The 10805-nt window shown below is 65.4% G+C and carries 13 protein-coding genes and 1 pseudogene; 6 read left to right on the top strand and 8 right to left on the bottom strand.

Features of this window, described 5'->3' with window-relative positions:
- Positions 1-291 (bottom strand): annotated as a pseudogene (locus PVW46_RS11760) (hypothetical protein); the annotation flags it as partial.
- A 414-nt stretch (positions 292-705) separates the two neighbouring features.
- On the opposite strand from PVW46_RS11760, the gene xth reads away from it, so the two are divergent.
- The 5 genes from xth to PVW46_RS11735 all read left to right on the top strand — a co-directional run bounded on the left by xth (position 706) and on the right by PVW46_RS11735 (position 3253).
- A complete protein-coding gene (gene xth, locus PVW46_RS11755; RefSeq protein ID WP_043139273.1) occupies positions 706-1488 on the top strand; it encodes an exodeoxyribonuclease III in 783 nt (260 codons plus the stop codon).
- A gap of 98 nt (positions 1489-1586) precedes the next feature.
- The gene (locus PVW46_RS11750) at positions 1587-1823 is read left to right on the top strand and encodes a BolA/IbaG family iron-sulfur metabolism protein (RefSeq protein ID WP_043139274.1); all 237 of its coding nucleotides are present in this window, start codon (positions 1587-1589) and stop codon (positions 1821-1823) included.
- Between the two features lie 6 nt (positions 1824-1829).
- Positions 1830-2117: a hypothetical protein gene (locus tag PVW46_RS11745; RefSeq protein ID WP_043139277.1), complete on the top strand. Its 288-nt coding sequence runs from the start codon at positions 1830-1832 to the stop codon at positions 2115-2117.
- Positions 2114-2476, top strand: a complete 363-nt coding sequence (gene grxD, locus PVW46_RS11740) for a Grx4 family monothiol glutaredoxin (protein WP_043139279.1) — start codon at positions 2114-2116, stop codon at positions 2474-2476. Before PVW46_RS11745 ends, grxD begins: the two co-directional genes overlap by 4 nt.
- 90 nt (positions 2477-2566) lie before the next feature.
- Entirely contained in the window at positions 2567-3253 is a 687-nt protein-coding gene (locus tag PVW46_RS11735; RefSeq protein ID WP_069211381.1) for a hypothetical protein, read from the top strand.
- 21 nt (positions 3254-3274) lie between these two features.
- Here the strand turns inward: PVW46_RS11735 and PVW46_RS11730 are convergent, their stop codons facing one another.
- Positions 3275-3676 carry a cell division protein ZapA gene (locus PVW46_RS11730; RefSeq protein ID WP_083242497.1) on the bottom strand — a complete coding sequence of 134 codons (402 nt, stop codon included), beginning with the start codon at positions 3674-3676 and terminating at the stop codon, positions 3275-3277.
- Positions 3673-4557 carry a coiled-coil domain-containing protein gene (locus PVW46_RS11725; protein WP_069211383.1) on the bottom strand — a complete coding sequence of 295 codons (885 nt, stop codon included), beginning with the start codon at positions 4555-4557 and terminating at the stop codon, positions 3673-3675. Before PVW46_RS11725 ends, PVW46_RS11730 begins: the two co-directional genes overlap by 4 nt.
- Positions 4558-4798: 241 nt before the next feature.
- On the opposite strand from PVW46_RS11725, the gene tkt reads away from it, so the two are divergent.
- A complete protein-coding gene (gene tkt / locus PVW46_RS11720; RefSeq protein WP_069211384.1) occupies positions 4799-6817 on the top strand; it encodes a transketolase in 2019 nt (672 codons plus the stop codon).
- A gap of 74 nt (positions 6818-6891) precedes the next feature.
- Here tkt and lpxB read toward each other — a convergent pair whose 3' ends face one another.
- From lpxB to PVW46_RS11695, 5 genes are all read right to left on the bottom strand, one after another.
- Positions 6892-8052, bottom strand: a complete 1161-nt coding sequence (lpxB, locus tag PVW46_RS11715; protein WP_069211385.1) for a lipid-A-disaccharide synthase — start codon at positions 8050-8052, stop codon at positions 6892-6894.
- Entirely contained in the window at positions 8052-8840 is a 789-nt protein-coding gene (locus tag PVW46_RS11710; RefSeq protein WP_043139291.1) for an LpxI family protein, read from the bottom strand. The genes lpxB and PVW46_RS11710 overlap by 1 nt, the downstream gene beginning before the upstream one ends.
- A gap of 7 nt (positions 8841-8847) precedes the next feature.
- A complete protein-coding gene (lpxA, locus tag PVW46_RS11705; RefSeq protein WP_069211517.1) occupies positions 8848-9624 on the bottom strand; it encodes an acyl-ACP--UDP-N-acetylglucosamine O-acyltransferase in 777 nt (258 codons plus the stop codon).
- An 8-nt stretch (positions 9625-9632) separates the two neighbouring features.
- A complete protein-coding gene (gene fabZ, locus PVW46_RS11700) occupies positions 9633-10094 on the bottom strand; it encodes a 3-hydroxyacyl-ACP dehydratase FabZ (protein WP_043139294.1) in 462 nt (153 codons plus the stop codon).
- Between the two features lie 65 nt (positions 10095-10159).
- Positions 10160-10801, bottom strand: a complete 642-nt coding sequence (locus PVW46_RS11695) for an OmpH/Skp family outer membrane protein (RefSeq protein ID WP_043139296.1) — start codon at positions 10799-10801, stop codon at positions 10160-10162.
- Between the last annotated feature and the right edge of the window lie 4 nt (positions 10802-10805).

Here is a 10805-nt window from a genome sequence, read left to right as displayed (position 1 = left end):
CGCCGGGCCGGACCAGCTGGTGAAGGCCTCGACATGGCCGCCATTGTCCATGTCACCCGCGGCCGGACCCGACCAGGAGGTAAATGCTTCGACTGCATCGCCGGATTCGCGCGTACCGGTCGCCGGACCGGACCAGGATGTGTAGGCTTCGACAGAGGCACCCGCGAACAGGTCGCCATCGGCCGGGCCCGACCACGAGGTGAACGCCTCGACAGCGTCGCCGGCAAAGGCGCTCGTTTCCGATTTGGAAACGGTTTCTTTAGGGGTGTGCAGCTTGATGAGGGCAGTCATGGGATCGCTCCTTTTTCAGGTTGAGCAGCTATGCCCTTGAAATCTGCACGCAAAAATAGTTTGCAAAAAAGTTAATTCTTGTTAAGGTTGTTTAAAGAAAAGTTTATCCACAGATGCGATTCGCGCAGGCGTTTCGGATCGCGAGACAATACGAGTTATCCCCAGGAACAAATTTCCTGTGGATAATTTCGGACTTTGCAGTGCAACGGCACTTTGCAAACCGGCAAACCTCCGAATCATCCCCGAATCAAGCGAGTTCCAGTGGGTGCTTTGTGCCAGGCGTTACGCTGATAGGTTGCAGAATGGTCACAAAGCACAACCAAACTGATACAAAACAAGGCTTTTCCTGACGCGCTTGACCGTCAGCCCCGCGCCTGCGATCCATGAGCCCCGAACCGGCAGGAGAAACGCGCCATGAAGATCGCCACCTTCAACATCAACGGCATCAAGGCCCGCCTGCCCGCCGTTCTCGATTGGCTGGACGAGGCGCAGCCGGACGTCGTGCTCTGCCAGGAGATCAAGTCGGTCGATGAGAATTTCCCGCGCGAGCCCTTCGAGGACCGCGGCTACAACGTCGAGACACACGGTCAGAAAAGCTTTAACGGCGTGGCGATCCTGTCCAAGCGCCCGCTCGAGGATGTCCGGCGCGGCCTGCCCGGCGACGACGAGGACGAACAGGCACGCTGGATCGAAGCGACCGTCATGGGAGACGACCAGGCCGTGCGTGTCTGCGGGCTGTACCTGCCCAACGGCAACCCGGCACCCGGTCCGAAATACGACTACAAGCTGGCCTGGATGGAACGCCTCGAAGCCCGCGCGCGCGAGTTGCTGGCCGAGGAGATGCCCGCGCTGATGGCCGGCGACTACAACGTGATCCCCCAGGCCGAGGATGCCGCGCGCCCCGAGACCTGGACAGAGGACGCCCTGTACCTGCCGCAGACCCGCGCGGCCTTTCGCCGAATCCTGAACCTCGGCTACACGGAGGCGTTTCGCGCACGGACCCAGGCGCCCGGGCACTACAGTTTCTGGGATTACCAGGCCGGCGCCTGGCAACGGAACAACGGCATCCGCATCGACCACCTGCTGCTGACACCCGCCGCCGCGGACCTGATGACCGATTGCCAGATCGACTCTGCCATTCGCGGTCGCGAAAAGCCCTCTGACCATGTTCCGGTGTGGATCGACCTCGCCGCCTGACCACCGCCGCCCCTGCCCGGCTTGACGCGCGTGCCTTGCACGCCGCCCGCCACCGCACTAATTTTGTAACAGACACCAGACGCGTGGAGACGCCTTATATGCCGATGTATGCCCAGGAAATCGAGGACCTGTTGCGCCAGTCCTTTCCAGACGCCAAGATCACCGTCGATGGAGAAGACGGCGTGCACATGTCGGCGATGGTCATCGACGAAAGCTTTCGCGGCAAGAACCGGGTTCAGCAACAACGCGCCGTCTATGCGGCGCTCAAGGGCAAGATGGACGGTCCCAGCGGCGCACTTCACGCCCTCGCTCTCACAACAAAGGCCCCAGACTGATCCGATATGCCCCTAGGCGTCATCGTCCCCCTGCTGCTCCTGCCCTTTCTTGCCATTTTCGTCTACGCGGCATGGCATGAATACCGACGTTTCAGGAAAGAAGGCAGGTCGACCTACGGTTTGACGTATGACCCGGAATCGAACACCACCTTCGTGGGAACGATCCCGGACAGCGGGGACAGCTATGACCCAGAGGACTACGACCCCGAGAATTCCGGATCGGACGCGGGACAGGACGGCACCCCGGCCGATGACACGGACACAAACCACAACGAACAGGACAACCGCAAATGACCGACGTAAAGACCCGTATCGACGACACCGTCAAATCCAATGACGTCGTGCTCTTCATGAAGGGCAACAAGACCATGCCGCAATGCGGTTTCTCCAGCCGCGTGGCCGGCGTGCTCAACTACATGGGCGTCGACTACCAGGACGTGAACGTGCTCGAGGATGACGGGTTGCGCCAGGGGATCAAGGATTTCTCCGACTGGCCGACCATCCCGCAACTTTACGTCAAGGGTGAGTTCGTCGGAGGCTGCGACATCATCACCGAGATGACCCTCTCGGGCGAGCTGGACCAGCTGTTCGACGACAAGGGCGTGACCTACAACAAGGAAGCCGCAGACAAGATCCGCGAAGCCAACGCCTGAGCCATGCGCCTGGCATGACACAACGAACGGGCGGGGATTTCCCTGCCCGTTTTTCTTTGATCCCTTGCATTTCAGAAAAGGAGTTTCACCGTGGAGATTTTCGTTGCTGCCGTCCTGATCCTGGCCTCATTCGCCGGAACCGGCCTGATCGCCTATGCCATTCGCCACGGCCAAAAGCGCCGCGAGGCGCTGAAGGCTATGTCCGCGGAACGGGGATGGACCTTTGACTATCAGCCGCAAAGCGGCGGGCGTGGCAGCCGAACGGTGATTTCCGATCCGTCCGAGGGCTGGGAGCTTGTGCTCTATTACCGGTCCAATTCCTCTACCGGCGGCACGAGCAGCCATTGGACGGAATTCACCCAGCCCCGGCTGGCCTTGCCGGACGGCATGGCGCTGCTTGGACCCGACATTCCCGAAAAGACCGCCGCGATGGCCGACATGATGCTGGACAAGATGGGCGGGGGCGGCTTTGGCCAGATGGTGCTGAACAAGATGACCGGTGGACTCGCCGCCGAAGCGGCGGACCTGCGGTCGGTGCCCGGTGACGGGTCCGGCACACTTTTTGCGACCCCGGGGCGCGAAACAGCCCTGGACGCCGTCCGCGAGGCCCCGGAACTGCTTGAGGCCCGCAGCGGGCGGAACGAGGCGCAACAGCCCATCGTCGCGCTGAGCCGTCACGGCATGCGGCTGAGGTTGCGCCATATCCTGCGTCGCCCCGAGGACATCGACGGTTTTGTCGATCTGGGCCGTGCTGTGACGCGGCGGCTCGACGGGTGACGCACCCGGGACGAAAGGCCGTTACTCTGCCTTTGCCTCGTCGAAACTGTTGGCAAGCGCCTCGGCGCGGGCGGCGATCTCGGCCAGGGCGTCCGTCACGTCCTCCGGGATCACGGGAACCTCGACCTTTTCCGGCGAAGGTCCGGGCTTGTTCTTCAGGTCCGCTAGGTCGGCCTCGACCGACTTCAGCTTGTCCTGCGCCTCACGCAGGCGCTCTTCGAGGCCCGCGGTCTTGTCAGCCAGCATCAACCCCGCCATCAGCAGCATCCGCGCCTCGGGCATCCGCCCGATCTGCGTCACCAGGACCTGCGCCTCGGTGTCCAGAAGCTGTGCGGCGGACAGCAGGTATTGTTCCTCGCCCTGCTGGCAGGCCACTTCAAAGCTGCGGCCACCGATCTTGATCTCGACTTCCATCTGGCTCATCCCTGTGCCTCCCCGTCTGCGGCCTCGGCCAGGAGCGGGCCGAGGGCCTCGATCACGGCGCCCGTCTCTGCCGCATCCGCCGCCCGAATGGTGCGCATCGCATCAAGTTCGGCCTGCAGACCGCGGTTGATCAGCTCCGGATCGCCCACCCCTTGCGCATTCGCCTCGCGCAGCGCGGTATTGGTGGCAATCAACTCTTCATTGGAAGCACGCAGGTCCTGCAGCTGGTCATCCAGCGCGGCCAGGGCCCCGGACGAAGGCGCGGCGGGGGCCTCGGTGGCCTGCGCCTCGAGCTCTGCCAGCCGGGCACGCAAGACGCGCAGCCGCTCTTCAAGCTGGGCATTGGCCATCTTCTCGTCTTCCAGCGCCTCTTCCAGCTCCGTGACATCCGGGGCCCCGGCCACCTCGGCCTGCGGCGCGGTCTCGTCTTCGGCGGCTTCTTCCGGCTCCGGCGCCGGTTCCGGGCCGACCTCTGCCCTGGCCTCGGCCAGGGCGCGTTCCAGCTGGGCTGCGGCCTCTGCCTTGACGGCGGAAATCGCCGCGTCCCGATCGGCCTCTGCCTGTTCGCGGGCCGCCGCCACGGCGGCCTCGCGGGCTTCTTCGGCCTGCGCCAGGGCGTTGGCGACAGCCATGTCACGCTCTGCCTCGGCGGCGTCACGCGCTGTCGCAAGCGCGGTATCACGGTCCACCTCGGCCTGCTCACGCGTGGCGGCCAGCGCTTCCTGCGCCTCTGCCAATGCCTGTTCCGCCGCTTCCGCGCGGCTGCGCAATGCTTCGTAATCCGCGGGTTCGGCGGCGCTGCGGTCCAGCCCGTCGATCCCCTGTCCGATACGATCCAGCGCGCGCGTGATGCGCGCCTGCAAGTCCTCGATCTGGCTCATCTGCCCTGCTTCGTCCTCTTGCCCGGCCTGGCGGCCTCAATCCCGCGCGGCCCATCGCGATACGGAACGAATCGTCCCGCATCCGGTCAATGAAAGTTTAACAAGCGGAAAAGGAAAATGCGCCCCCTTATCTTCCAAGGCCTTAGACGGCGCCCTTCATGCACTGCCCCGCGCTTGGCTTGCACTTCGGCGCGGGGCTGCTATTCACGCCGCAAACCCCCAGCCAGAGGATCGAAACCCGGTGGATATCCAAGAGCTTCGCACCCGCAACCCTGATCATTGGATGCGCGCCACGGCGATCCGTGCGCTTGCGCTCGACGCCGTCGCCGCGGCCAATTCCGGCCATTCGGGCATGCCCATCGGCATGGCGGACGTGGCCACCGTGCTCTACTCCAAGCACCTGAAATTCGACGCGTCCCGCCCGGATTGGGCCGACCGCGACCGGTTCATCCTGTCGGCGGGCCACGGCTCGATGCTGCTCTACTCGCTGCTCTACCTTTGTGGCGACCCGGAAATCACCCTCGACGAGGTCAAGAATTTCCGCCAGCTGGGCGCCAAGACCGCCGGCCACCCGGAGAATTTCCTGGCCAAGGCGATCGAGACCACGACCGGCCCGCTGGGCCAGGGCATCGCCAACTCCGTCGGTTTCGCCATCGCCGAAGAGTCCCTGCGCGCCCGCTTCGGCAAGAAGCTGATCGATCACAACACCTATGTCATCGCCGGTGACGGCTGCCTGATGGAAGGTGTCAGCCAGGAGGCCCTGGGCCTTGCCGGTCGCTATGAGCTGGGTCACCTGATCGTCTTCTGGGACAACAACGACATCACCATCGACGGCAAGGTCTCGCTGTCGGATCGCACCGACCAGGTTGCGCGTTTCAAGGCGTCGGGCTGGCACGTGCAGGAAATCGACGGCCACGACCCCGAGGCCATCGACGCCGCAATCGTCGAGGCCAAGAAGACCTCGCAGCCCTCGATGATCGCCTGCAAGACCCATATCGCCCTGGGCCACGCGGCGCAGGACACGTCCAAGGGTCACGGCGCGCTGACCAACGCCGATCAGAACGACGCGGCCAAGGCCGCCTGGGGCTGGACCTCCGGTGCCTTCGACATTCCCGCCGAGATCAAGACCTGGTGGGAAGAGGTCGGCGCGCGCGGTGCCGCCGAGCGCGAGGCCTGGGAAACCCGGTTCGCCGAGACCAGCGCGGCACGGCAAAAGGAATTCACCCGGGTCATGGACGGCGAGGCGCCGAAAAAGCTCTCTGCCGTGGTCAAGGCGCTGAAAAAGCAGGTCTCGGAAACCGCGCCCAAGGTCGCGACCCGCAAGGCCAGCGAGATGGCGCTTGAGGTCATCAACCCGATCATGCCGGAAACCATAGGCGGTTCCGCCGACCTGACCGGATCGAACAACACGCTGACCGGCGATCTGGGCGTCTTCGACACCGACAATCGCAAGGGCCGTTACATCTACTTCGGCATCCGTGAACACGGCATGGCCTCGGCGATGAACGGCATGGGCCTGCATGGCGGCGTGCGCCCCTACGGCGGGACCTTCATGGCCTTCACCGACTATGCCCGCCCGGCCATGCGCCTGGCCGCGCTGATGAAGACGCCCACCGTCTTTGTCATGACCCATGACTCCATCGGCCTGGGCGAAGACGGCCCGACCCACCAGCCGGTCGAACATGTCGCGATCAGCCGCGCCACGCCGAACACGCTGGTGTTCCGTCCCGCAGACGCGGTGGAAACCGCCGAGGCCTGGGAAATCGCGCTGCGCCAGACGGCCACGCCGTCTGTCCTGTCGCTGACCCGCCAGGGCCTGCCGACCGTGCGGCTGGAACACAAGAACGCCAACCTTGTCGAGAAAGGCGCCTATGTGCTGGCCGAGGCCGAGGGCAAGCGCCAGGCGATCCTGATGGCGACCGGGTCGGAAGTGGCCATTGCGCTGGCCGCGCGCGACCTGCTGCAGGCCGAAGGCATCGGCACGCGCGTCGTGTCCATGCCCTGCTGGGAACTGTTCGAGGCCCAGGACGAAAGCTATCGGCGCCGGGTGCTGCCGCCCGCCGGTCCGGTGCGCGTGGCGGTCGAGGCCGGTGTGCGGATGGGCTGGGACCGCTGGCTCTGCGGCGAGCGCGGCAATGCCAAGAAGAGCGGGTTCGTCGGCATGGACAGCTTTGGCGCCTCGGCCCCGGCAGAGGTGCTCTACGACCACTTTGGCATCACCGCCGAGGCCGTGGCCGAGAAGGTCAAATCGCTGCTCTGAGCGCGTCATCGACAACAAGAGAAAGGGCCGGAAACGCAGGTTTCCGGCCCTTTTTTTTGTCAAAGCCTCGGGGCTCAGTTCAGCGTCTTGCCGTCGTGCAGGCGGTCCAGAACCGCGCGCGCGGCCCGCAGGCCGGGCCGTTCACCGCCCCGGCCAAGGCGCTCCATTGTCAGATCCATCGCCTCGATCTGCGCCCCGGGGGCCTCCAGGACCTTCCCGACCGCCTCGGCAATCGGGCCAGGCTGGCATTTCGCACCGATGAATTCCGGCACGGTCCGGCTTTCCGCCACCAGATTGACCAGCGTCACGCTGTCGACGCGCAGCATCCGCCCGATGATCTGGCGGCTGAGCCAACTCATGTCGTAGGCGATGACCATCGGTGTGCCCGCCGCCGCCAGTTCCAGCGAGACAGTCCCCGAAGCCGCCAGCGCCACGTCCGCAGCGCGAAAGGCCGCGCGTTTTTCGTCACCGCCGGGGTCGTCAGACGGGTCGATCACCAGCGGATCGCCAGGCCAGTCGGAAATCGCCTCGCGCACGGCCCCGGCCACCGGACCCGCCGCCGGGATCACCAGCCGCAGACCCGGACGCGCCGCCAACAGCGCGCGTGCCGCCTGGGCAAAGACCGGCATGAGCCGGCCCACCTCGGACCGGCGCGAACCGGGCAGAACCAGGGCCATTTCGCCCTTGATACCGTGCCTTTCTCGAAAGGCCGCGGCCTCCGCCTCGCTGGCCTGCGGTTCCATCACCACCGGATGGCCAACGAAATCGCAGGCGATCCCGGCGGCCTCCATGTAGGGCGGCTCAAACGGCAAGAGCGCCAGCACCTGGTCCACATGCGCTGCCATCTTCTGCGCGCGCTTGGGCCGCCAGGCCCAGACTGTCGGAGCCACGTAATGCACGACCCGCACATCGGACACAGCCTTGACCAACCGCGCCACGCGCAGGGAAAACTCCGGCAGGTCCACCGTGATCAGAACGTCAGGCTGTTCCTCCACAACCGCATCGGCGGTCTGACGGATACGCCCCTTGAGCGCGCGGTATTCGCGCAGGATCTCGGTGATGCCCATGATGCTGATCTCATCCATCGGGAACAGGCTGTCGAGGCCCTGCGCCTGCATCAACGGCCCCCCGATCCCGCGAAAGCTCACATCCGGCACCAGTTCCTTGAGCCCCGCCATGAGCGCGGCGCCCAACCGGTCGCCGGACGGCTCTCCTGCTGTGATGAACACCCGCATCATGTTTCCCTTTCACGCACCCAGAGGAACAGGCCAGCGGCCTCCAGCCGTTCCAGCACCTGCGGCAGGTCCAGCACCATGACACCATCGGCTTCGATCACGATCCCGGACAGCCCTGCCGCCACGGCACCATCGGCCGTCTGCAGGCCGATCACCGGCAAATCGGCGCGCCGCTCCTGCCCCGGTTTCTGCGCCTTGTAGAGAACGCCCCCCCGCGCCTCGGGGCCAAGCCCCTGCAACATGGCATCCGTGCCGCTATCATCCTCACGGGCGATGACGGCGCCCTCCTTGACGACGCAAGCCTGCCCAAGGTCGCGCCGCGCCTGATCCACCGAGATCCGGTCCCCCAGTCGCGCCGCCACATCGGCCGCGTCACCCGGTTGAACGGTTGTGGGAACACCGGACGGCGGCAACAGGGACGGCGCCAGTTCATGCGCGGCCAGCACCCGGAATCCGGCACTTTCAAGGATGTCGATGGCAATGCGCAGCGCCCCGTCATCTCCCCGCCGCAAGGCCCGCAGGACCCTCGGCAACAGAGGCAGAGTCCGCAACCCGATCCGTGACACAGCTACATCGGGCCGGTCCACGGAACCGCACATGCAGACCCGCGACACGCCGCGCCGCTTGAGCCAGGCCAGAAAATCCCCCAACCGTTCGATGGCAAAGAGATGTTCCGCCGCTACCTGGTCCGGCGGACAATGCGCCAGGCCGCAGATCACGACCTGTTCGCCGGCGGCGCCGGCCACGGCGGCGGGCAAGGCCCCGCGCCCGGCAATCAGCGCCAGCATGGCCCGCTCAGCCCGGTGTCAGGAAGCTGCGATCGCTGTCGCCGAGAACGAAGGCGACGATCTCGCGGACATATTCGCTCTGGGTCTCGTCCCCCAGGCGGCGGGCGCGATCCTGAAAGGCGCCCTCGCCCTGTGCCAGCATTTGAAACGCCGCCCGCAACGCGGTGATGTCCGAACGCTTGACCCCGCGCCGTTTCAGCCCGACCAGGTTCAGACCGTCAAGCTTGCCGCGCGGCCCCTGCACGAGGCCATAGGGGATCACGTCGTTGGTCACCATCGTCACGGCGCCGATGATCGCGCCACGCCCGATGCGCACCCATTGATGCACGCCGGACAAGCCACCGATGATCACATCGTCCTCGATCACGCAATGCCCGGCCAGCGCGGCGTTGTTGACCAGGATCACCCGGTCGCCCACCTGCGCGTCATGGGCCACGTGACAGCCGGCCATGAACAGCCCGTCATCGCCCACCCGGGTCACACCGCCACCACCCTCGGTGCCGGTGTTCATGGTGACATGTTCGCGAATGCGGTTGCGGGCGCCGATCACCAGCCGGGTCTTCTCGCCCCGGAACTTGAGATCCTGCGGGATCTCGCCGATGACGGAAAAGGGAAAGACCAGGGTCTCTTCGCCGATCTCGGTCGCGCCGGTCGCAACCACGTGGCTTTTCAGTTCGACCCGGTCATGCAGGATCACCTCGGAGCCGACATGACAGAACGGTCCGATCCGGCACCCCTGCCCGATCACCGCGCCCTCTTCGACCACGGCGGAGGGATGGATCATGGTTTCGGTCAAGACGGCAGGTCCATCATCGCGGTGAATTCTGCCTCAGCGGCCATCTCCCCCTCGACCTCGGCCACGCCGCCGAATTTCCAGACCTTGCCGCCGGGCTTGCCGCGCAGCGTGGTCAGGCGCATCTTGAGCTGGTCGCCCGGCACCACCTTGCGGCGGAACTTGCACTTGTCGATGGACATGAAATAAACCTTCATCTCCTTGTCGGCCATGTCCAGCGCAGTGCCCACCATGACGGCGGCGGTCTGGGCCATCGCCTCGACGATGGTGACGCCCGGCATGATCGGCAGACCGGGGAAATGGCCCTGGAAATGCGGCTCGTTCATGGTGACGTTCTTGATCCCCAGGGCCGACTGCGTGCCGTCGATCTCCTCGACCCGGTCAACCAGAAGAAAGGGGTAACGGTGCGGCAGGATACGCTGGATCAGCTGGATATCCGCGCTCAGAAGCGTGTCGGTCATGACTGGCGGCCTTTCTTGTTTTGGCGCACCCCTAGCAACGGCGGCGGTCGGGGGCAAGCACGCCGTCAATCCTGCCCCGAGGGCGGCTCTGGCGTTTCCGGGTCCGGCGCGGAATCCGGGGCGGGATCAGGGACAGGCACGGGGTCGGGAACCGCGGGTGTGCCATCCCCGATCTGAACGTCGATCAGGGCAATGGCCCGATCGGTCACGTCGATGGCATCGGCGGCGACAAAAACCGTGCGGCGCTCAAGGATCAGCATCGCCCCGGCCTCGCGCAGCAACCCTTCGAGCACCGGCTGGGCGACGGTCAGAAACCGGCGCCGCGCCTCCTCGGTGCGGGTGCCAAGCGCCCGCGCCTTGGCATCCTGCTCGTCCCGCAGGCGCTGGACTTTTTCGTCGAAGGCATCAGCCAGAGCGCGAAATTCATCCGGCGCTAGAGTGGGACGAAGGTCGGTCAGCTCACGCTCTTCTTCGATCAGCTCGGCTTCGATCTTGCGGTTTTCCGCGGCAATCGTCCGGCCCTGCTGTTCGATCTCTTCATTTACCCGGCGGCCAAAGGCGCTTTCGGCAAAGACCCGTTCAAAGTCGATCACCAGGATCGGGGTCTGGGGCATCCCGGACACGAAGGGACTGCCCTGCCCCTGAGCGCCTGCCGCGGCCCCCCAAAGTGCCAGCAGCAGGACGACAAGACGGACGGCCGGACGCACGCCT

The sequence above is a fragment of the Mameliella sp. AT18 genome, from assembly GCF_028807275.1.
GTDB lineage: Bacteria > Pseudomonadota > Alphaproteobacteria > Rhodobacterales > Rhodobacteraceae > Antarctobacter > Antarctobacter albus.
Note: the sequence above shows the minus strand (reverse complement) of the source record. Positions and strands in the feature narration are given on the sequence as shown.

Bases quoted from the DNA above. Each gene is read 5' to 3' on its own strand.
- xth (WP_043139273.1), top strand. From the start codon at position 706: ATGAAGATCGCCACCTTCAACATCAACGGCATCAAGGCCCGCCTGCCC.
- PVW46_RS11750 (WP_043139274.1), top strand. From the start codon at position 1,587: ATGCCGATGTATGCCCAGGAAATCGAGGACCTGTTGCGCCAGTCCTTT.
- PVW46_RS11745 (WP_043139277.1), top strand. From the start codon at position 1,830: ATGCCCCTAGGCGTCATCGTCCCCCTGCTGCTCCTGCCCTTTCTTGCC.
- grxD (WP_043139279.1), top strand. From the start codon at position 2,114: ATGACCGACGTAAAGACCCGTATCGACGACACCGTCAAATCCAATGAC.
- PVW46_RS11730 (WP_083242497.1), bottom strand. From the start codon at position 3,676: ATGAGCCAGATGGAAGTCGAGATCAAGATCGGTGGCCGCAGCTTTGAA.
- PVW46_RS11725 (WP_069211383.1), bottom strand. From the start codon at position 4,557: ATGAGCCAGATCGAGGACTTGCAGGCGCGCATCACGCGCGCGCTGGAT.
- lpxB (WP_069211385.1), bottom strand. From the start codon at position 8,052: ATGCGGGTGTTCATCACAGCAGGAGAGCCGTCCGGCGACCGGTTGGGC.
- PVW46_RS11710 (WP_043139291.1), bottom strand. From the start codon at position 8,840: ATGCTGGCGCTGATTGCCGGGCGCGGGGCCTTGCCCGCCGCCGTGGCC.
- lpxA (WP_069211517.1), bottom strand. From the start codon at position 9,624: ATGATCCATCCCTCCGCCGTGGTCGAAGAGGGCGCGGTGATCGGGCAG.
- fabZ (WP_043139294.1), bottom strand. From the start codon at position 10,094: ATGACCGACACGCTTCTGAGCGCGGATATCCAGCTGATCCAGCGTATC.